This is a genomic window from Thioclava sp. PTB-PU3-1 (assembly GCF_055666785.1).
Window position 1 is genome coordinate 773,703 of sequence record NZ_JBVNVL010000001.1, and the last position, 18,491, is coordinate 792,193.

At 65.3% G+C, this 18,491-nt stretch carries 19 protein-coding genes and 2 tRNA genes; 11 read left to right on the forward strand and 10 right to left on the reverse strand.

Annotated features, from left to right (window positions below; translation table 11 throughout):
- Positions 1-61: 61 nt before the first annotated feature.
- Both hrpB and ACZ7GB_RS03550 read right to left on the reverse strand, forming a co-directional pair.
- Complete coding sequence (gene hrpB, locus ACZ7GB_RS03545; protein ID WP_472157663.1) at positions 62-2,512, reverse strand: ATP-dependent helicase HrpB; 2,451 nt, start codon at positions 2,510-2,512, stop codon at positions 62-64.
- A gap of 7 nt (positions 2,513-2,519) precedes the next feature.
- Positions 2,520-3,272: a DUF3108 domain-containing protein gene (locus ACZ7GB_RS03550; RefSeq protein ID WP_472157664.1), complete on the reverse strand. Its 753-nt coding sequence runs from the start codon at positions 3,270-3,272 to the stop codon at positions 2,520-2,522.
- 130 nt (positions 3,273-3,402) lie between these two features.
- Between ACZ7GB_RS03550 and meaB the strand changes: the two genes are divergently transcribed.
- Entirely contained in the window at positions 3,403-4,389 is a 987-nt protein-coding gene (gene meaB / locus ACZ7GB_RS03555) for a methylmalonyl Co-A mutase-associated GTPase MeaB (protein ID WP_078539792.1), read from the forward strand.
- Positions 4,390-4,411: 22 nt separating this feature from the next.
- Here the strand turns inward: meaB and ACZ7GB_RS03560 are convergent, their stop codons facing one another.
- The 5 genes from ACZ7GB_RS03560 to ACZ7GB_RS03580 all read right to left on the reverse strand — a co-directional run bounded on the left by ACZ7GB_RS03560 (position 4,412) and on the right by ACZ7GB_RS03580 (position 7,331).
- Positions 4,412-4,972, reverse strand: a complete 561-nt coding sequence (locus ACZ7GB_RS03560) for a copper chaperone PCu(A)C (RefSeq protein ID WP_078546104.1) — start codon at positions 4,970-4,972, stop codon at positions 4,412-4,414.
- A gap of 39 nt (positions 4,973-5,011) precedes the next feature.
- On the reverse strand, positions 5,012-5,365 hold the full coding sequence (locus ACZ7GB_RS03565) for a hypothetical protein (protein ID WP_083079208.1): 354 nt from the start codon (positions 5,363-5,365) through the stop codon (positions 5,012-5,014).
- Between the two features lie 112 nt (positions 5,366-5,477).
- Positions 5,478-5,765 (reverse strand): 50S ribosomal protein L28, encoded by a 288-nt coding sequence (rpmB, locus tag ACZ7GB_RS03570; RefSeq protein WP_078519735.1) that lies wholly within the window; start codon positions 5,763-5,765, stop codon positions 5,478-5,480.
- Between the two features lie 182 nt (positions 5,766-5,947).
- A complete protein-coding gene (locus tag ACZ7GB_RS03575) occupies positions 5,948-6,604 on the reverse strand; it encodes a GntR family transcriptional regulator (RefSeq protein ID WP_078519736.1) in 657 nt (218 codons plus the stop codon).
- Positions 6,605-6,635: 31 nt separating this feature from the next.
- A complete protein-coding gene (locus tag ACZ7GB_RS03580) occupies positions 6,636-7,331 on the reverse strand; it encodes a M48 family metallopeptidase (RefSeq protein ID WP_274962761.1) in 696 nt (231 codons plus the stop codon).
- 143 nt (positions 7,332-7,474) lie between these two features.
- Here ACZ7GB_RS03580 and ACZ7GB_RS03585 point away from each other — a divergent pair, with 143 nt between their 5' ends.
- Together ACZ7GB_RS03585 and ACZ7GB_RS03590 are read left to right on the forward strand one after the other, a co-directional pair.
- The gene (locus ACZ7GB_RS03585) at positions 7,475-7,801 is read left to right on the forward strand and encodes a TIGR02300 family protein (protein ID WP_078519738.1); all 327 of its coding nucleotides are present in this window, start codon (positions 7,475-7,477) and stop codon (positions 7,799-7,801) included.
- A 248-nt stretch (positions 7,802-8,049) separates the two neighbouring features.
- A tRNA-Ala gene (locus ACZ7GB_RS03590) sits at positions 8,050-8,125 on the forward strand.
- A 399-nt stretch (positions 8,126-8,524) separates the two neighbouring features.
- Here ACZ7GB_RS03590 and ACZ7GB_RS03595 read toward each other — a convergent pair.
- Both ACZ7GB_RS03595 and ACZ7GB_RS03600 read right to left on the reverse strand, forming a co-directional pair.
- Positions 8,525-8,601 (reverse strand) — tRNA-Arg (locus ACZ7GB_RS03595).
- 146 nt (positions 8,602-8,747) lie between these two features.
- On the reverse strand, positions 8,748-10,172 hold the full coding sequence (locus tag ACZ7GB_RS03600) for a sensor histidine kinase (RefSeq protein WP_078539797.1): 1,425 nt from the start codon (positions 10,170-10,172) through the stop codon (positions 8,748-8,750).
- A gap of 305 nt (positions 10,173-10,477) precedes the next feature.
- On the opposite strand from ACZ7GB_RS03600, the gene rpmH reads away from it, so the two are divergent.
- The 8 genes from rpmH to yihA all read left to right on the forward strand — a co-directional run bounded on the left by rpmH (position 10,478) and on the right by yihA (position 17,485).
- Positions 10,478-10,612: a 50S ribosomal protein L34 gene (rpmH, locus tag ACZ7GB_RS03605; RefSeq protein WP_075776231.1), complete on the forward strand. Its 135-nt coding sequence runs from the start codon at positions 10,478-10,480 to the stop codon at positions 10,610-10,612.
- 130 nt (positions 10,613-10,742) lie between these two features.
- Positions 10,743-11,171 carry a ribonuclease P protein component gene (gene rnpA / locus ACZ7GB_RS03610; protein WP_077701152.1) on the forward strand — a complete coding sequence of 143 codons (429 nt, stop codon included), beginning with the start codon at positions 10,743-10,745 and terminating at the stop codon, positions 11,169-11,171.
- Positions 11,168-11,458 carry a membrane protein insertion efficiency factor YidD gene (yidD, locus tag ACZ7GB_RS03615; RefSeq protein WP_472157665.1) on the forward strand — a complete coding sequence of 97 codons (291 nt, stop codon included), beginning with the start codon at positions 11,168-11,170 and terminating at the stop codon, positions 11,456-11,458. Before rnpA ends, yidD begins: the two co-directional genes overlap by 4 nt.
- Entirely contained in the window at positions 11,451-12,332 is an 882-nt protein-coding gene (gene ttcA / locus ACZ7GB_RS03620; protein ID WP_078539799.1) for a tRNA 2-thiocytidine(32) synthetase TtcA, read from the forward strand. The genes yidD and ttcA overlap by 8 nt, the downstream gene beginning before the upstream one ends.
- Positions 12,333-12,412: 80 nt before the next feature.
- Complete coding sequence (locus ACZ7GB_RS03625; RefSeq protein ID WP_472157666.1) at positions 12,413-14,032, forward strand: EAL domain-containing protein; 1,620 nt, start codon at positions 12,413-12,415, stop codon at positions 14,030-14,032.
- Positions 14,033-14,223: 191 nt separating this feature from the next.
- Positions 14,224-16,071 carry a membrane protein insertase YidC gene (gene yidC, locus ACZ7GB_RS03630; RefSeq protein WP_472157667.1) on the forward strand — a complete coding sequence of 616 codons (1,848 nt, stop codon included), beginning with the start codon at positions 14,224-14,226 and terminating at the stop codon, positions 16,069-16,071.
- The gene (locus ACZ7GB_RS03635; protein ID WP_078569520.1) at positions 16,068-16,835 is read left to right on the forward strand and encodes an MOSC domain-containing protein; all 768 of its coding nucleotides are present in this window, start codon (positions 16,068-16,070) and stop codon (positions 16,833-16,835) included. The genes yidC and ACZ7GB_RS03635 overlap by 4 nt, the downstream gene beginning before the upstream one ends.
- The gene (gene yihA / locus ACZ7GB_RS03640) at positions 16,835-17,485 is read left to right on the forward strand and encodes a ribosome biogenesis GTP-binding protein YihA/YsxC (protein WP_472157668.1); all 651 of its coding nucleotides are present in this window, start codon (positions 16,835-16,837) and stop codon (positions 17,483-17,485) included. Before ACZ7GB_RS03635 ends, yihA begins: the two co-directional genes overlap by 1 nt.
- Before the next feature lie 21 nt (positions 17,486-17,506).
- Here yihA and argF read toward each other — a convergent pair whose 3' ends face one another.
- Positions 17,507-18,433 carry an ornithine carbamoyltransferase gene (gene argF / locus ACZ7GB_RS03645; RefSeq protein ID WP_078519747.1) on the reverse strand — a complete coding sequence of 309 codons (927 nt, stop codon included), beginning with the start codon at positions 18,431-18,433 and terminating at the stop codon, positions 17,507-17,509.
- Positions 18,434-18,491 lie beyond the last annotated feature (58 nt).

Genomic DNA, 18,491 nt, shown 5'->3' on the forward strand with positions numbered 1-18,491 from the left:
GTTGCCCCGGGCCATATGCGCGAAAGCCTCCCGTCGGGTCAATCCGCACGGTGCGCATAGCTTACTTGCGCGGCTTGGCCCGCAAGGTCGGATCGGCCTCGCGCGGGTCTTCGGGCCACGGGTGCTTGGGGTAACGCCCGCGCATATCCTTGCGCACATCGGCGTAGGACCCCTCCCAGAAACCCGGCAGGTCCATCGTCACCTGAATGGGTTTCTGGCCGGGCGACAGCAGCGTGATCCTGAGCGGCAGGCGTTTCGGGCCGACCGTGGGATGGGCGGTGACGCCGAACATCTCCTGCAGGCGGATTTCGATCCCCGGCGCCTCGCCCGCGTAGTCGATTGGCACGCGACGGCCCAGAGGGGTCACGAAATGCGCAGGAGCCAAGCGATCCACCAGCTGCATCTGCTCCCAGTCGAGCGCAGCGCGCAGCGGATCGGTGAGGTCCAGCTTGCGCAGATCGGCCTCGGTCCGGGCCTTGCCAAGATAGGGCAGCAGCCAGTCCTCGGCCCTCTCCAACAGCCCCTCATCCGAGAAATCCGGCAGGTCGGCCCCCTGCCCGCGCAACAGCTCCACCCGCGCCTGAAGGCGGCGCGCGGCGGGCGTCATCGGCAGCCCGATCTGGCGCAGCCCCGCCAGCGCGCCGCGCGCCAATGCCTCGCGCGGGGCGTCCTTCCAGACGCGATCGTCGAGCACCAGCGCGCCGAACCGTTCGTGCTTTCGCGCGATCACCCGGCCCTCGCGTCTGGACCAGTCGCAGACATCGTGCCATGCGATCTGATCGGCGAAGAGGCGGCGGACCTCGGCCTCGGAGATCGCGATGCCTTGGCGCACCTTCGCCTCGCGCGGATCGCCGTCGAGATCGCTCACCACGATCAGGCGTTGCGCGCCCAGCGGGTCCCCCTCGGCCACCACTGCGCCCTTGCCGCCTGACAGGACGTAGCGCGGCGCATCGCCCTTGCGGCGCAGCCCCACACGGTCTGGATAGGCGAGCGCGAGTTGCTCGGCGGGCGAATAGGTCTCGGGCGTCTCGCGGGCGAGGCGGGCCAACCGCTTCGCCTCGGAGCGGATACGCTCGATCGTGGCGCGATGGGGCGTGTAGGGGTGGTTCGCTCCGAAGCGCTTAGGGTCGCGGATGGCGCTGAGGCGCAGGGTCAGATCGGCGGGCGCGCCCCGCAGCGGATCGCGCTCGGCCAGAAGGGCTGCAAGGGAGGCGGCCTCGGGTCCAGCGGTCAACAGCATATGGCCGAGGCGCGGATGCAGCGGCAGTTTGGCGAGCCTGCGGCCGTGTTCGGTGATCAGCCCCGATTTCAGCGCGCCGAGCTCTTCCAGCAAGGCGCGCGCCTCCGCCATCGCGTGCGCGGGCGGCGGGGTCAGGAAGGCCAGATCGCCGCCCTCGGTGCCCCAGAGCGCAAGCTCCAGTGCGAGGCCGGTGAGGTCGGCCACCTCGATCTCGGGCGGGGCGAAGGCGGGCAGAGCGCCTTCCGCGCCCTTGGTCCAGAGCCTGTAACAGATGCCTTCCGCCACGCGGCCTGCGCGGCCCCGGCGCTGCTCGGCCTCGGCGCGGGAGACGGGTTCGGTCACCAGCCGCGCCATGCCCGAGCGCGGGTCGAAGCGCGCGCGGCGGGCCCGGCCGCCATCGATGACGACGCGGATGTCTTCGATGGTCAGCGAGGTCTCGGCGATAGCGGTGGCCAGCACCAGTTTCCGGCCCGAAGGCGCGGGCGCAATGGCCGCGCGTTGGGCTGCAAATTCCATCGCGCCGAAGAGCGGGCGGATCGCGATGTCGGCGGGCAAGCGGCCCTTCAGCAGCCCTTCGACGCGGCGAATCTCTCCCTCGCCCGGCAGGAAGGCCAGCAGGCTGCCCTCGGTGGCCTCGGCGGCCTCGGCAATCAGCCCGGCCATCGCGGCCTCGAACCGCATCGAACTGTCGACCGGACGGTCCAGCCAGCGCGTCTCCACCGGATAGGCCCGGCCCTCGGAGACCACGATCGGGGCATCCTCCAGCAGTTGCGCCACCGGCTCGGCATCGAGCGTCGCCGACATCACCACCAGCGCCAGATCGGGGCGCAGCGCGCCGCGCACCTCCCATGCCAGCGCCAGCCCCAGATCGGCGTTGAGCGAGCGTTCGTGGAATTCGTCGAAGATCACGCAGCCGATGCCGGTCAGTTCCGGGTCGGATTGCAGCACGCGGGTCAGGATGCCTTCGGTCACGACCTCGATCCGGGTGGATTTCGAGACCTTCGCCTCGCCCCGGATGCGGTAGCCGACCGTCTCGCCGACCTTTTCGCCCAAGGTGTCCGCCATCCGCTCGGCGGCGGCGCGCGCGGCCAGACGACGCGGCTCGAGCATGACGATCCGGCCCTCGATCTGATCCAGCAACGCCAGCGGCACGCGGGTCGTCTTGCCCGCGCCCGGCGGCGCCATCAGCACCGCGCGGCCATGCGCTGACAGCGCCGCCCGCAGATCGGGCAGCACCACGTCAATCGGAAGAGAAAAGCGGTCTGTGTTCACCCGCCCCTTATTGCCGAGTGAGACGACCTTTTCCATAGAGCGTGTCGGTCTCGATCTTGTCGACCTGCAAACCGCCCTTCGGGCTCGGCTCGTAATAGAGGGTGAAGGCGAAGCGGCTCTTTTCCTTCATGTCCTTTTCCGAGAACCCTTCGAGCCTGCGATATTCGCCCGAACAGACGAGGTTCTTGCCATCGGGCTTCGGATCGAACAGGCGCACCTGCGAGCGCCGCGCGCCGTCATACATCTTCACGTCGAGCTTGCAGGCCTCGTCGCGCGGCACATCGCGCAGAACCGCATAGAGCGCGGTCAGCGGATCGACCGTGCCGCCCTGTTTCGCGGGATCGACATCGCGGGGCTTGGGCTTGCGCGGCGGCTGCTGACTGACGGAAACGGGCGTGCCGTTATTATAGACGATCTGGTGCTTGGATTTGCGCCCCGGCGCGTCATCCACCTCGGAATACTTGAGCGGGGTGAATTTCTGGCCGTCGTGAAGCCCCGAGACGCTGGCCGAGAACTTGATCTTGCGCAGCAGCCCCACGAGGCCCGCCGTCTGCAGCACGCCGTTCGCGCCATACGCTCCGTCGGTGATCTTGCCGTTGATCGCCAGCTCGCCCGCGCGGATGCCTTTCAGCACCACGTCGAAGACGATCTTGTCGCTTTGCTCGGCGCGTGCGGGCGCTGCGCCAAGGGGCGCGATCACCAGCGCCGCTATCAGCGCAGCGGTCAAGGCGCGGGGCAAACGGTTCGAAAGAGATGTCATTGGCATCCTCGTGTCAGGAATTTCCCATTGGGTCTGGACATAGGTCGCAGGGTGCAGGCAAGTAACCGATAAGTCTTCACGTCTGATGTCATTTTTGACACGAATACCCAAAATCAGCGAAAGCCTGCCGATGACCAAACAAAGCCCCGCCGACCTCGCTCCGCGCATTCTGGCCTCCGATCGCCGCGCCTTGGCCCGCGCGATCACGCTGGTGGAATCGGGCCGGGCGGAGCATCGCGCGCAGGCGGTCGAACTCTTGGATACGTTGGCAGGCGAAGGGCGTCAGGCGCTGCGCATTGGGCTTTCGGGCACGCCGGGCGTGGGCAAATCCACCTTCATCGAAGCCTTCGGGATGATGCTGACCGCGAAGGGGCTGAAGGTCGCCGTGCTGGCGGTCGATCCCTCCTCGGCCCGCTCGGGCGGCTCGATCTTGGGCGACAAGACCCGGATGGAGCGCCTGTCGCGCGATCCCAATGCTTTCATCCGTCCCTCGCCTAGCCAAGCGCATCTCGGCGGCGTCGCTCGGCGTACCCGCGAGGCGGTGTCTCTGTGCGAGGCGGCGGGCTTCGACGTGGTGCTGATCGAGACCGTGGGCGTCGGCCAGTCCGAGACGCTCGTGGCCGAGATGGTGGATCTGTTCGTGCTGCTGATGGCCCCGGCTGGCGGCGACGAGCTGCAGGGCGTCAAGCGCGGCATCATGGAGATGGCCGACCTGATCTTGGTGAACAAGGCGGATGGCGATCTGAAACCGGCGGCGATGCGGACGGTCTCGGATTACGCGGGCGCGCTGCGGCTGCTGCGCAAGCGGCCTCAGGACCCCGAAGGGTTCCCCAAGGCGCTGCCGGTCTCGGCGATGGAAGAGAACGGGCTGGAGAAGGCCTGGGACGAGATGACCGCGCTGGCCGAGTGGCGGCGCGCGAACGGGCATTTCGATCAGCGCCGGGCCGAGCAGGCGCGCCACTGGTTCGAGGCCGAAGTCCGCGAGGGGCTGCTTGCGCGGCTGCGTCAGGACCCGGAGATCCGGGCAAAGATGCGCGAGCTTGGCGATGCCGTGGCCAGCGGCGAAAGCGCGGCCTCGGCGGCCGCAGCCGAGATGCTGGAGCAGTTGGGCGGCTGAACGCCGCCCTACCCGGCCCGGCTCACATATCGCTTTCTTTCTTGTCCATCGTGGGCTCCGTATGCTCCGGCTCCCCGTGGGTCATGTCTTCATGTGAAATCTGCGGATCGGCGACCGGCGCGGTCTCCTGCGACGGTGCGGCAGGCTGATCGCGGTTGAGATCGACCGGGATGTCCACGACCATCAGACCCGTCTTCTCGAAGCGCAGGTTGAGCGTGACCATGTCGCCCTGATGGAGCGGCTGGTTCAGCCCCATGAACATGACGTGATCGCCGCCACGCTGCAGGACATGCTCGCCCTTGGCGGGGATCTCGAAGCCTTCCTTGACCTCAAGCATCTGCATCTCGCCATTCGGTCCTTGCTTGTGGGTGTGCAACTCGACGCGCGCGGCGACGTTCGAGCTGACCGAAAGAAGGCGATCGTCGAGATCGGAGATGTTCTTGATCTCCATAAACGCTGCCGCCGATTTCGACATCGGGGTCGAGACCCGGACGTAAGGATCGAGGATCTGGATCGGTTCGGCGGCGAAGGCGGGGAGAGCTGCGGCGATCAGCGCCGCGCTCATCAGGTATTTGCGGATCATTTGCGTCTCCTGTGGGTGTGTTCGTCTGAAAGCTTGGGGTCAGACGGGCATGGGCGGTCCGCGGGCGCGCGGCACCACGACGGCCTGCGCCTGCGCGGTCTCGGGCTCGACCGTCTCGACGCTGCGCCCCTCGCCCTTCGGCGGTGTCGGTAGAGCCGGCGCGAGCGCGACGGCGGCCATCATCGCCAGAACCATGTCGGGGCAGATATGGGCGGGACCGGTCGGATTGCCCTCGGCATCGACGCTGACCGTGGTCACGCCGTAGCCGGTGCAGAGCACCACCTCGCCCGCGACGCGCGCCTGACCGCGTGCGACCGCCATCGTCATGCTGGTCATGGCCAGCATGAGCGCCGCGGCGATCCCGATTGGCAGCTTGAAGCGCGTCCTCCACATGGCGCTCACACTAGCGTGACGACGCAGGGAGGGAAATATGGCAGATCGCTCCGCACAAGCAAAAACCCCGCGCCGAAGCGCGGGGTTTTCGTAACTTTGGATCCGGAAAGGATCAGGCGGCTGCCTGAGCTTTCGCGATCGCTTTCTTGATCTTCAGAGCATTCACCGACAGCTCTGCATCCTTCGCCTTGGCGAGGAACGCGTCGAGACCGCCGCGATGGTCAACCGAGCGCAGGCCGGCTGCGGAAACGCGCAGCTTGAAGCTCTGGCCCAGGGTGTCCGAGATCAGGGAGACATCGTTCAGGTTCGGCAGGAAGCGACGACGCGACTTGTTGTTCGCGTGGCTCACTTTGTTGCCCGTCGTGGGGCCCTTGCCGGTCAGTTCGCAAACGCGCGACATGGCATTCTTCCTTCGTTTCTTACCTGGCCGAAGTTACGCGAATCGCGCGCCCGGCCCCAACATGAGAAGGCGCCGCATGGCAGCGCCCGAAAATCTGTTGGCGCGGAATACGGGCAATGGCGTCTCGCGTCAAGTCGCCCAAGCCGTTTTTATGCCCCTCACGCATCGCTTCAGGGGCGGTTTTACCAGCCACGCTGGGCCAGATGGCGCAAACCCTGGGTCACATCGGTGCGCACGGCCAATCGAAGCGCCGGTTCGTCGCCCGCACGCAGAGCCGAGAGAATCATTCGGTGGTGGCGCGGCGGCTCGTTGCGCTGCAGCTTGGTGTAGACCGCGCGCATCGTCGGCCCCAGCTGCAGCCAGACGGTTTCGATCACCGCGAGCATCGCGGGCGCCTGCGCGCGCAGATAGAGCGTGCGGTGGAATTCGAGGTTCGTGCGGATGTAGCCGACCGCATCCTGCTTCGCGACGGCCTCGGCATTGGCGACGTTGATCGCGCCGAGACGGTCGATCAGCGCGAGGTGCGCCCGCGGCAGGGCGCGGGCCGACAGCTCCGGTTCGATCAGTGCACGCAGCGCCGCCAGCTCCTCGATCCGCTCGTTCGACAGCTCCGGCGTGGCGACGCGGCCCGAACTCGACAGCGTCAGCGCCCCTTCCGCCACCAGCCGCCGCAACGCCTCGCGCGCGGGGGTCATGGAGACACCGTATTGCTTGCCCAAGCCCCGCAGCGTCAGCGCGGTGCCCGGCAGCAATTCCCCCACCATGATCTGCTGACGCAATGCGCGGTAAAGCCGATCATGGGCGGCGGTCTCGATGGGGCGTGTAGAAATCGTGGTCATGCGCTTTTTGTGATCACGTTAGCAGCCGGGGTCAATCTCGAAACCGGATCGCATGCAGCGCAGAGCCTTCGCGCTTGAGCCAGGCGCGCTCTGACTTGAAGCTCGGACGCAGGGCTTCGACGACGCGCCAGAAGGCGGGCGAGTGATTCATCTCCTCGAGATGCGCGACCTCATGGGCCGCGACGTAGTCGAGCACCTCCGGCGGCGCCATGATCAGGCGCCAGCTATAGGACAGCGCCCCGGTCGAGCTGCACGAGCCCCAGCGCGAGCGCGTATCGCGAATCGTGATCTTGGCGAAGTCGCGCCCGATCTCGGAGGCATAGCGCGCGCTGGCCGCATGGAGCCGCATCCGGGCCGCGTGTTTGAAAAAGGTCTCGACCCGCACGCCCAGACGCGCTGGGTCTTCGGGCACCAAGAGCCGCGCGCCGTCGATCTTCGGGCTGCGCAATCGTGCGGGCTCCAATGTCAGCATCTGCCCCTCGAAGGGGATACCTTGCCCGAATCGTACCGCCTGCGCGGGCGGAATCGCACCGAGGGTCTTGCGCAGCCATTCGGTTTGCGAGCGCGCGAAGGCCAAAGCCTCGCGCTCGGACGCACCCCGCGGGATCGTGAGCGCCACCCGGCCGTCCACCCGCGACACCCGCAACGAGAACCTGCGCGCACGCCCGGAGCGGCGCAGAACCAACTCCACCTCAGGCAGTTCGGGAATGGGGGGCGTGCGGGACAGAAGCTTTCTCCGAAAGGTTCGACAGCGAGAGGTGGCCCGCGGGTCGCAGCCCGGCCAGAAAAGGCACGAAAAGGCTTTGACACCCTGCCCGGCATGTGGCAGGTGGCTGCGACTCTGCTGGATTAAGTGCGCAGGAGAATTCCATGCCGAAAGAGGAATGGGGCGTCAAGCGTCTGTGCCCGCATTGCGCGAGCCGCTTTTACGACCTGAACAACGACCCGATGACCTGCCCGGTCTGCAACAACACCTTTACCCTCGAGGCTCTGACCTCGGGCAGCGGTCGTACGCTTACGACCGACAAGACGTCGTCTCAGAAAGACGATGACGTCAGTCTCGGAGATGACGATCTCGACACCGATGACGGTGACGTGGATCTCGACGACGATCTGCTCGACGACGACGACGATGACGACAATGTCTCGCTCGATGACATCGCGGATGTCAGCACCGAGGATAAGGAAGACAACTGATCGGCTGGGCCGCTCTGGACCATTGATCAAGGCGCGACGGGAAACCGTGGCGCCTTTTTCTTTGGTGCCGCGCCCTGCCCGGGCACGCAGCCTCGCGCACCGTTTCCGGGTGCGGATGAAGACTGACGTTCGGGAAGGTAAGAGTGACGAAATTTTCGCGCGGTTCGGGGCGAAATTCCTCTTGCGCCGCCGCGGCGCTTTGCCTATACGCCTCCCCACACAGCGGGGCTACCCGCTGGACCTCCGGTGGGGCCATAGCTCAGTTGGGAGAGCGCTTGAATGGCATTCAAGAGGTCAGGGGTTCGACTCCCCTTGGCTCCACCAAACAAACTTCGATACGCCGAAAACCCCGCCCCTCGTGGCGGGGTTTCGCGTTTCCGAGGGTTTGTTTTTCTATAAACAGCTGAGCCGCACGCCGCTTCCGACAGACGACTGAGAGGGCTCTAAGAGGGCCTCTAGGCGACCTGCCTTTGGAACCAGTCCGGAGGAGGCGCAGAGCGTCGATCAGCGCCCGTAGCCACTCTTCGAACGCCTCCGCAGCACCCCACACCCATGCGCGGCACGGAGCCTCTCTCGCAGCGCAGCGAGGGCTTACCCAATGAGGCACGCCCAAGGACGACCGAGGGCCCACGGCTCAACATGCACGACCGACAGAGCGCGCAGACAACAACGCGAACGACAGGTATGGCCTGCGAGGCATTTGTTTTCAGCAGGAGGGGGAAATGGCGGACCCGGGACGATTCGAACGCCCGACCCCTTGATTCGTAGTCAAGTGCTCTATCCAGCTGAGCTACGGGTCCGCTTATGTGGGGCGATGTAACGGCCACGTCGGAGCGATGCAAGAGCAAATTCGAGGCAATTTTGGAAAACCGTCAAAATTCTTGGATGCCCTCGCGGAAGCCCTGAAGATCAGTACGCACGTCCCGGAACGTAACCCCGCGCAGGCTCAGGAAATTGCGCCCGCGCCCTTCTCGGAGGCGCAATCCAGCGCGATATCCGAGGGCAGAAAGATCCGGAACTCGGTGCCGTTGCCGTCGGTCCGCACCAGGTCCAGACGCCCGCCATGGCCACGAATCAACTCGGCCGCGATGGCGAGGCCAAGGCCGGTGCCGCCCGCGCGCGTGCCGCCCGTGAAAGGCTTGAAGAGGTGTTCGCGCGCAGTCTCCGGCAGGCCGGGGCCGCTATCTTGGACGCGAATCCACCAGCCATCGGCATTCTCGCCTGCGCCGATCTCCACCGTGCCGTTCTGGCCAGTCGCTTCGATCGCCTGACGAGCGTTGCGCACGAGGTTGTTGAGCACGCGATAGAGCTGCTCGCGGTCGGCGCGGATCACCAGATTCGGCGGCATGTCGGTGACGAAATCGACGAGCGGGCCTTCGCTCGGGTGCTCTTCGTTCTCCAGAACCTCCTGCGCCAGTTCGCCGAACATAAAGCGCGACAACGTCGGCGGCGGCTCCTTGGCCTTGCCGAAGGCGAGCGTCGTTTCGCACAGGTTGATCGCGCGCTCGATCGAGCCGGTCAGCTTCGGGGCGGCGCGTTTCACGCCGGGATCGTCCGAACTTTCCATCCGGTCGGCAAAGAGCTGCGCCGTGGTGAGGATGTTGCGCAGGTCGTGGCTGATCTTGGCGACCGCCTGCCCGAGCTGCGCGAGACGCTCCTTCTGGCGCAGCGACGCGGTGAGCTGCTGCTGCATCGAGGCCAGCGCCTCTTCCGCCACGCGCAGTTCCTCGACGCTGGCCTGCGGAGTTATGATGCGCCGCGCATCCTCGGGCGCGTCCGCGTAAGAAGACATATGCGCCACGAGCCGCTTGATCGGCACGACCATCAGGCGACGCACGAGAAGGAACAGCAGAACGGCGGTGATCACCGAGAAGACCGCCGAGATCGACAGGAGCCGCAGCCCGTATTCGACCATCGCGATCCGCATCGGTTCGGTCGCGAGCGTCACCTCGATCACGATACCGCCCTTCTGCACCGGCTGCCCCAGCACCCGGATCACGCGATCCCCGGAATCGAAGAGCGCGTGGACCGCATCGCGTATCCGCGTCCATTCGGTCGAATCGCGCAGGTCGTAGGTTTCGGTCACCGGAGAGGGAATCGGCGAGGACAGCACCAGCTGCCGCGCCGCGTCTCTGCGCAGTACCACGTTGAAGACGCCCGCATTGGACAGAAGCTCTTTTTCCAGATCGGGCGCGATGGTGGTGTCGGTGGTCAGAAGAGCAAGTGAGGCGATCTGTGCACGCTCGAGTCGCGTCAAAAGATAGTCTTCACGAAAATTCGCCAAACCCGGCAAAAGGATCAACGCCTCGGCGAGCACCACGAAAACCGTGGTCAGGATCAGAAACCGCCCTGAAAGAGTGTTCACTTTCATCGCCTATCAAACGCAAGGCCGTCCCGCAGGATCGGCCCGTCCCCTTCAATGTCACTCTTGATGCACCGCCGGTCAGGATGCAAGGATACCGTCCCCTGCGTCAGCCGCGCTTTGCGCACAAGATAGGCGGCTCGCGCAGAAGGCAAAACCCCGTGAGAGGTCACGATCCGTGGGAAGCGACCGGAAAAGCCGGAAAAAACCCGCTTTCGCGAATTGACTTGGAGGGGAGAGGTCACTAAAGAGCGGCTTCGAAATGCTATCTGGCCCTCGAATCCTGTTTCTGGGCCCGAACCGGAGTGAAAACGATGAAACGCACGTTCCAGCCGTCGAACCTCGTTCGCGCCCGTCGCCACGGCTTCCGCAGCCGCATGGCCACGAAGGGTGGACGCCGGGTTCTCAACGCCCGTCGCGCGAAGGGCCGTAAGCGTCTGTCGGCTTAAGGCCGTTACAGCCGCGACTGGCTTTTGACGCCGCCGGATGCTTTTCGCAGGTCGGGCCCTCGGGTCGGATCGGTGAAAAGACCGGCGGCTTCGCTATTTTGCGCGTCGTTTATTCGCCGGAGGTCGCCTGATGGCCGCCATACGCTCAGATGATCCGACTCGTCCGACCGCGGTTCTGCGGCAGCGGGCGGATTTCCTGAAAGCGGCCTCGGCGCAGCGTAAGGGGATGCCCGGCTTTCTGCTGCAGGCGCGCAAGCGCCGCGAAGACGAGCCTGTCGCCCCCGATCTGATCCGCGTGGGTTTCACCTGCTCGAAGAAGCTCGGCAATGCGGTGGCACGCAATCGCGCGAAACGGCGTCTGCGCGAGATCGCCCGCGCCGTTCTGCCCAAGGCGGGTCGGCCGGGCTGGGACTACGTGCTGGTCGGGCGCCCCGAGGCGACCGCCACCCGCGATTTCGCCGCCATGCTGGCCGAATTCGAGACCGTGCTCACGATCATTCACGATTTGCCGATCACCCCACCGCGGCCGCGCAAGCCCAAGGGGAGCAAACGCAAATGAGCCCCCTCGCCCGAATCCTCGCCCTGCCGGTTCATGCCTATCGCTTGCTGCTGAGCCCCTGGATGGGGCATGGCTGCCGCTACCAGCCGACCTGTTCGTCCTATGCGCTCGAAGCGCTCGAACGGCATGGTGCGGTGAAGGGTGGCTGGCTGGCCGGGAAGCGGCTCCTGAGCTGCCACCCTTGGGGCGGGCATGGCTACGACCCGGTGCCCGGGGCCGATCCCGAATATGACGCCGCCCATCGTTGCGCCCATGCGCATGACGCGAAGGACACTCCAGATGCTTGATGACGAAGACAGCCCGATCCATCCGCTTTTCGCAGGCGCACCCTCGACGACCGAGTTCAAGAAGCTGCGCAAGCGCATCGTGCGCGAGACCCGCGAGGCGATCGAGAAATACGGGATGATCGAACGCGGGCAGCGCTGGCTGGTCTGCCTCTCGGGCGGCAAGGACAGCTACACGCTGCTGGCCGTTTTGCACGAGCTGCAATGGCGCGGGCTGCTGCCGGTGGAGTTGCTGGCCTGCAATCTCGATCAGGGCCAGCCGGGCTTTCCCGCGACCGTGCTGCCGGAATTCCTCGAGAAAATGGGCGTGCCGCACCGGATCGAATATCAGGACACCTATTCGATCGTGATGGACAAGGTCCCGCAGGGCCGCACCTATTGCGCGCTGTGCTCGCGGCTGCGGCGCGGCAACCTCTATCGGATCGCGCGCGAGGAAGGCTGCTCGGCGGTCGTGCTGGGCCATCACCGCGACGACATCCTCGAGACCTTCTTCATGAACCTGTTCCACGGCTCGCGGCTTGCGACGATGCCGCCGAAACTGCTGAACGAGGAAGGCGATCTCTTCGTCTATCGCCCGCTCGCCTTCGTCTCCGAGGCCGATTGCGAGAAATTCGCCCGCGCGATGGACTATCCGATCATCCCCTGCGACCTCTGCGGCTCTCAGGACGGGCTGCAGCGCCAGCAGGTGAAGATGATGCTCGACGGCTGGGAGAAGAACGCGCCCGGCCGCCGCAACAAGATGTTCAAGGCGCTGATGAACGCGCGCCCCTCGCATCTGTGCGACCCCTCGATCTTCGATTTCGCGGGGCTCGAGCGCCGCGCGGAGGGTGAAGCGGATTTTAACGAAAACGTCCCGGTTTTGCGCGAGCGCGATTAACCGGCTGAACACGAATGACATCTAGCCTTGCTGGCGAAGGGGGCCTTGAGGGGCCCGCATGTGCCACGGGGGTAGGTGTCATGGGTAATGACGGGGGCAAGCGCGCCGCCCGCAAATCAGAGCTGCGCGCAAGATATAACGGCAAGCCGGGTCCGGTTCTGCTCCGACGCGAGATGATCGCCTTTTTGCCGGCCTGCGGGCTCGCCCTGCTTTGGGTCGGACCCGAGGCGATGGTGCTGATCGGTCTGACCGCGATTCTGGTGGGCTGGATGACACGCCCCCTGCCCGTTCCGCCCGAGATCGACGAGGAAGGCTGCGACCCCGCGACCGGCCTGCTGCCACCGAGTGCCGCGATTGCCGAGATGGCCGCCTCCTTGCAGGACGCACAGCAGCGCAATCGCCCGACCGGATGCCTGATCCTCGGGCTCGACGCCCCCGATCAGGTGCTGCGGCGGCTGCACCCGAAGGAATTCGACCTTCTGCTGCGCCGGATTGGCGAACGGCTACAGGCGCAGTTGCGCAGCGGCGATGTGGTCACGCGCTGGGACGGCGCGCGCTTCGCGGTGCTGCTGCGTCCGACGCCACGGCTTGGCCTCGAAGGGATGATCCAGCTTTGCGGCCGCCTTCAGGAAGCGGTGAGCGAGCCTTACGTGATTGCCGAGCAGACGCAGGAGATCACCATGCATATCGGGTTTCACCTCGTGGGCCGAAGTGCTGCAGCCCCGGCCTATCGCGACGACGCGGCCACGCAGGCCAAGGCCGACGCGCGCGCCAATACAGAAGCGGAGGCGGCGCTCTCGCGCGCCGAGACCGCGGCCAACCGTGCGATGCAATCTGGCCCCGGTGCGATCCGCTCCTCCCGCTCGGACAAGAACGCCACGAAAGACCTGGGCGCGCATCCGCTGTCCGCCAGTGTCGGAGAGGCGCTCGAAGCGGGCCATATCAAGGCGTTTTTCCTGCCGCAGATTTCCACCGACACAGGCGATATCAGCGGGTTTCAGGCGATTCCGCGCTGGCTTCATGCCCAACGCGGAATTCTGACCGAAAGCGAGATACTCCCCGCAATCGAGTCTGCAGGGCTTGGCGCGCGCTTCTCCGAGGTGATGCTTTACGCGGCCTTCGGTGCGCTGCGCGACATCGCCCGCGACGGCAGTGATTTCGGCCCGGCCTCGCTTCCCTTCCTGCCCGGACAGATGGGCGACCCGAAGCTGGCCGAGCGGCTGGCCTGGGAATTCGACCGCTTCGAGATCGCCCCGAACCGGCTGCGGCTGATCGTCCCGCAGGCGATGGTGGCGCGGCTCGACGATCCGGTCTGCAGCCATACGCTGCACGCGATCAAGCGCCTCGGCTGCCTGATCGAACTGGCGGGTTTCGGCTCCGGACCCGTCTCGGCGGAGACGATCCGCCAGATCGGGCCGCAGCGGCTGCGCATCCATCGCTCGCTCACGGCAGAGATCGACCACAACACCGAACACCAGCGCCTGACCGCCGCGATCGTGTCGATGGCCGAGGGGCTGGGACTGGAGACGCTCGCCGAAGGGGTGCCGGGGATCGCCGAACACGCGATGCTGTGCCAGTTGGGCTGCTCGGCGGTGCAGGGCCCGGCGATTGCCGCACCAATGCCGATCAGCGAATTCCTCGAATGGGCGGAACGCCATCGCACCAAGCTCGACGCGACGCCGCAAATCGGTAGGCGTTGAGCCACCCCAAAGACCGGGCCGCAGACCGAGTCGCAGGCCGGGCTTTGCGACTGCGGACCCCGGATCTGGGCCGAAAGCGTGATCGCAAACCATGCCCGATCCACTGTTTCAAGGGAAAATGGCTTGACCTTTGGCTGCCCCTTCTGTTGAACCCATGCAAGTTTTCGACAGGCTTGTGGAATTAGGGTTTCATGGACAACCAAAACAAGAATCTCATTCTCGCGGTGGTGCTTTCCGCGCTCGTGCTGGGCGTCTGGACCTACTTCTTCCCGCCCACGGAAGACACGACAACGGCACCGAGCCAACCGGTCGCGGAGCAGAGCGCTACGCCCGAAGGCACTGATATCGCACCGAAGACCGCCGCCGACTCCACGGGCGCACCGGTCGATACGGCGACGATGTCGCAGGCCGCGAGCGCCCAGTCCCAGAGCGCCGCGCGCATCGAGATCGACACCCCCGCGGTCGAGGGCTCGATCTCGACTCTCGGCGGGCGTTTCGACGACCTCTCGCTCAAGAAATACAAGGAAACGCTGGCCGAGGATTCGCCCGACGTGCGGCTTCTGTCGCCGATCAGCGGCGATACCGGCAATTCGACCCTGCCCTATTACGTCGTCTATGGCTGGCTGCCCGCAGGCGGTCTGCCCGGCGATCAGGTGCCCGGCCCGAACACGGTCTGGACGCAGGTCGGAAACGGCAAGCTCACGCCCGACACCCCCGTCACGCTGCAATGGGACAATGGCAACGGCCTGACCTTCCAGCGCGAAATCTCTGTCGACGACAAGTATCTCTTCACAGTCAAGCAGTCGGTGCAGAACGGCACCGATGCGCCCGTGAAGCTTGCCCCCTACGGCATCATCGCGCGTCACGGCATCCCGCAGGAGCGCCGCGTCTACGTGCTCCACGAAGGCCTCGTGGCGATGGATGACGGCAATCTCGAAGAGATCAAATACAAGAACATCACCAAGCTCGATAACAAGGGCGCCGAGGGTCAGGCCGAGATCAAGCAGGTGCAGGACGCCGGCTGGACGGGCTTCACCGACAAATACTGGCAGACCGTTCTGGCGCCGATTTCGGGCCCGTTCACCTCGGTCGTGAAATATTCCGGCGAGAAGTCCGACATCTACCAGACCGAGACCCGCCTGCCGGTGATCGACGTGGCGCCCGGCGCCAAGGGCGACGCGCAGACCCACCTCTTCGCCGGTGCGAAGGAATGGGAAACCCTGCGCGACTATCAGGACAATGTCCCGATCCCGAAATTCGTCGACTCGCTCGACTGGGGCTGGTTCTACTTCCTCACCAAGCCGATGTTCCGCCTGCTGCACTTCCTGCATGGCGCGATCGGCAACATGGGCTGGGCGATCATCGCACTGACCTTCATCATCAAGCTGATCGTCTTCCCGCTGGCACGGAAGTCCTACATCTCGATGGCGCGCATGAAAGAGCTGCAGCCCGAGATGGAGAAGATGAAGGAAGCCGCTGGCGACGACCGCCAGAAGATGCAGCAGGGCATGATGGAGCTCTACAAGAAGCACAAGGTGAACCCCGCCGCGGGCTGTCTGCCGCTTCTGATCCAGATCCCGATCTTCTTCTCGCTCTATAAGGTGATCTACGTCACGATCGAGCTGTATCACGCGCCGTGGATCGGCTGGATCCATGACCTCTCGGCCCCCGATCCGACCTCGATCCTGAACCTGTTCGGCCTACTGCCCTTCGCAGCGCCCGATCCGGGCTCGCCGCTCTTCATCCTGTCGCTCGGTATCCTGCCGATCCTGCTGGGTGTGTCGATGTGGTTCCAGCAGCGTCTGAACCCGGCGCCGACGGATAAGACGCAGGCGATGATCTTCGCTTGGATGCCGTGGGTCTTCATGTTCATGCTGGGCAGCTTCGCCTCGGGCCTCGTGCTGTACTGGATTACGAACAACACCATCACGTTCCTCCAGCAGTACACGATCATGTCGATGCACGGGAAACGCCCGGATCTGTTCGGCAATATCAAAGAGAGCTTCCAGCGGAAGAAACCCGCCGAAGAGAAGAAATGAGCGCAACGCTCTCTCGCATCTACCGACATCCGATCAAGTCGATCGGGGTAGAGGAACTGAAGGACGCGTCCCTTGAAGAGGGGCGCGTCTTGCCTTGCGACCGGGAGTGGGCGGTGCTGCACGAGCGCTCCAAGGTGGGCGTCGGCGCGGATGGACGTGCCGATAGCTGGGGGCAGAAGATCAACTTCGTGATCGGGCGCTCCGCGCCGGGGCTGATGGGGGTCACCTCTCGGATGCTCGATAACGGGCACATCCTGCTGGAGCATCCCGAGCAGTGGCATCTCGAGATCGACCCCGAGCGCGAAGCCGACCAGCGCAAGCTATTCGAATGGCTGCGCACCTTCTGGCCGGACAGTGCACCGCGCCCGACCGCGCTGGTGCGCGGCCCCGACCGGGCCTTCACCGACGACCCCCTGCCCTATGTTTCGCTGATCGGGCAGGCCTCGCTCGACGATCTTTCGGCACGGGTGGGCAAGCCGATCGACCGCCGTCGCTTCCGCGCCAATCTCTGGGTCGAGGGCTGGGAGCCTTTCGCGGAGATGGACCTGATCGGCAAGACGGTGCGCGTTGGCGAGGCGGAACTGCAACTGCGTGCCTGTATCGGGCGTTGCCGTGCGACGGACGCCAATCTCGAGACGGGCGAACGCGATATCGACATGCTGGCAGAGCTGGAACGCCACTACGGGCATACCGACCTTGGCGTGTTCTGCCTCGTCACCAAACCGGGCCGCATCGCGCGCGGCGACAAGATCGAGGTACTCTGATGGAGTTGAATTTCCCGCTGGCCGAGGCCCCCGACGATTTTTCGCGTGAGCGCGGACGCAAGCTTTTCGCCGCTCCCGTCGATTTCCTCAAGGGCGTCGTCGCGATGAAGGGGCTGCCGCCTGCCGACCGGATCGAGGTCTGTTTCGCGGGCCGCTCCAATGTTGGCAAGTCGAGCCTGATCAACGCGCTGACGAACCGCCGCAACCTTGCGCGGGCGTCGAACACGCCGGGCCGGACGCAGGAGATCAACTATTTCACCACGCAGGACGGTCCCTATCTGGTCGACCTTCCGGGCTATGGTTTTGCCCAGGCCCCCGTGGCGGTGGTCGCGAAATGGCAGGCGCTGCTGAAGGATTATCTTTCGGGCCGCGCCACGCTGCGCCGCGCCTTCGTGCTGATCGACACGCGTCACGGCGTGAAAACGGTGGACGAGGAAATCCTGACACTGCTCGACCGCGCTGCCGTCCCCTTCCAGGTCGTGATGACGAAGGCGGACAAGGTCAGCGCAAAAGATTGCGAGAAGGTGCTGGATCAGGTGCGCAAGGCGCTGACGAAGCACCCGGCCGCCTTCCCCGAGATCGTGCTGACCTCGTCCGAGAAGGGCGAAGGGATCGAGACGCTGCGCGCGATCATCGCCGGGCTGGAGTAACCCCCTGCCCGGCTGCTGTCGTTATTTGCCGAGGCAGTAGCGCATCACCGCCTTTTGCGCGTGCAGACGGTTTTCGGCCTCGTCGAAGATCACCGAGGCCGGGCCGTCCATGACGCCGCTCGTCGCCTCGTCATTGCGGTGCGCGGGCAGGCAATGCATGAAAAGCGCGTCGGGCTTGGCGTGGCTCATCAGCTCCTCGTTGACCTGATAGGGCCGCAGCTGGTTGTGGCGACGCTCCTTCGCGGATTCCGGATCGTGCATCGACACCCAGGTATCGGTGACGATCAGATCGGCGCCTTCGACCGCCTTGACCGGATCCCGCTCGATGGTGATCGGGTGGCCCGCCTTCTCGGCCACGTCGAGCCAAGCGCGCTCGGGATCGAGCGTTTCCGGACCCGTGAAGGTCAGATCGAAGCCGAACTGTGCAGCCGCATGGGCGAAGCTCGCGAAGACGTTGTTGCCGTCGCCCGACCAGACCACCTTCTTGCCCGCGATCGGTCCGCGCTGCTCTTCATAGGTCATAACATCGGCCATGATCTGGCAGGGGTGGGTGCGGTCGGTGAGACCGTTGATCACCGGCACCGAGGCATATTCCGCCATCTCGAGCAGGGTTTCCTCCTCGAAGGTCCGGATCATGATGAGATCGACATAGCGCGACAGAACGCGGGCGGTGTCGGCGATGGTCTCGCCATGGCCCAGCTGCATATCCGCGCCCGAGAGCACCATCGACTGGCCGCCCATCTGGCGCACGCCGACATCGAAGCTGACGCGGGTCCGGGTCGAGGGCTTCTCGAAGATCAGCGCGACCATGTGACCGGCCAGCGGCTGCTCGTCATCGGGCGCGCCTTTCGGGCGACCGTTGCGGGCCTGCTTCATCGCGATGCCTTGGTCGATCATGGACCGCAGCGCAGCGGGGTCGGTTTTGTGGATATCGAGAAAATGGTTCATCGGTTTGTCTTTCGTGGAGGGGCCTGAGGGGCTGTCCGCCCCGCTGCGCTCCCGCGCA

Excerpts from the sequence above, each read along its gene's own strand:
- ACZ7GB_RS03550 (WP_472157664.1), bottom strand. The coding sequence starts at position 3,272 with ATGACATCTCTTTCGAACCGTTTGCCCCGCGCCTTGACCGCTGCGCTG.
- meaB (WP_078539792.1), top strand. The coding sequence starts at position 3,403 with ATGACCAAACAAAGCCCCGCCGACCTCGCTCCGCGCATTCTGGCCTCC.
- ACZ7GB_RS03560 (WP_078546104.1), bottom strand. The coding sequence starts at position 4,972 with ATGATCCGCAAATACCTGATGAGCGCGGCGCTGATCGCCGCAGCTCTC.
- ACZ7GB_RS03565 (WP_083079208.1), bottom strand. The coding sequence starts at position 5,365 with ATGTGGAGGACGCGCTTCAAGCTGCCAATCGGGATCGCCGCGGCGCTC.
- rpmB (WP_078519735.1), bottom strand. The coding sequence starts at position 5,765 with ATGTCGCGCGTTTGCGAACTGACCGGCAAGGGCCCCACGACGGGCAAC.
- ACZ7GB_RS03575 (WP_078519736.1), bottom strand. The coding sequence starts at position 6,604 with ATGACCACGATTTCTACACGCCCCATCGAGACCGCCGCCCATGATCGG.
- ACZ7GB_RS03585 (WP_078519738.1), top strand. The coding sequence starts at position 7,475 with ATGCCGAAAGAGGAATGGGGCGTCAAGCGTCTGTGCCCGCATTGCGCG.
- ACZ7GB_RS03600 (WP_078539797.1), bottom strand. The coding sequence starts at position 10,172 with ATGAAAGTGAACACTCTTTCAGGGCGGTTTCTGATCCTGACCACGGTT.
- rpmH (WP_075776231.1), top strand. The coding sequence starts at position 10,478 with ATGAAACGCACGTTCCAGCCGTCGAACCTCGTTCGCGCCCGTCGCCAC.
- rnpA (WP_077701152.1), top strand. The coding sequence starts at position 10,743 with ATGGCCGCCATACGCTCAGATGATCCGACTCGTCCGACCGCGGTTCTG.
- yidD (WP_472157665.1), top strand. The coding sequence starts at position 11,168 with ATGAGCCCCCTCGCCCGAATCCTCGCCCTGCCGGTTCATGCCTATCGC.
- ttcA (WP_078539799.1), top strand. The coding sequence starts at position 11,451 with ATGCTTGATGACGAAGACAGCCCGATCCATCCGCTTTTCGCAGGCGCA.
- ACZ7GB_RS03625 (WP_472157666.1), top strand. The coding sequence starts at position 12,413 with ATGGGTAATGACGGGGGCAAGCGCGCCGCCCGCAAATCAGAGCTGCGC.
- yidC (WP_472157667.1), top strand. The coding sequence starts at position 14,224 with ATGGACAACCAAAACAAGAATCTCATTCTCGCGGTGGTGCTTTCCGCG.
- ACZ7GB_RS03635 (WP_078569520.1), top strand. The coding sequence starts at position 16,068 with ATGAGCGCAACGCTCTCTCGCATCTACCGACATCCGATCAAGTCGATC.
- yihA (WP_472157668.1), top strand. The coding sequence starts at position 16,835 with ATGGAGTTGAATTTCCCGCTGGCCGAGGCCCCCGACGATTTTTCGCGT.
- argF (WP_078519747.1), bottom strand. The coding sequence starts at position 18,433 with ATGAACCATTTTCTCGATATCCACAAAACCGACCCCGCTGCGCTGCGG.